The sequence below is a fragment of the Cellulomonas sp. GbtcB1 genome (assembly GCF_019091725.1).
Classification (GTDB): domain Bacteria; phylum Actinomycetota; class Actinomycetes; order Actinomycetales; family Cellulomonadaceae; genus Cellulomonas.
Map to the genome: position 1 here is coordinate 1 of NZ_JAGXJG010000597.1, position 234 is coordinate 234.

A 234-nucleotide genomic window follows, 5' to 3' on the forward strand; every position below is an offset into this window, starting at 1 on the left:
CAGCCGGGTAAGACGCACCCCAACCCGTTCGTGGTGACTGACCGCAAGGGCATGCGTTTGGCGACGCTGCTCAAGTCCTACGCGACGAGTCCGCAGATGGTGCGCAACCTCCCGTGGGTCAACGCTCTGGTCGTCCTCCACGGTCAAGGATCAGAGTTCAAGGTCGGCCAGTCCGGGCGCGCGGGCGTCATCAAGCTCGACGGCTACGACGTCGCCTCGAAGCCGCCGCTCCAG

At 65.8% G+C, this 234-nt stretch carries 1 protein-coding gene; it reads left to right on the forward strand.

What is annotated here, in order from left to right; all coding sequences use genetic code 11:
• Window positions 1-33: 33 nt before the first annotated feature.
• Window positions 34-234 (forward strand): hypothetical protein (locus KVT14_RS21505; protein WP_217617400.1); only part of this gene is annotated, 201 nt, incomplete at its 3' end.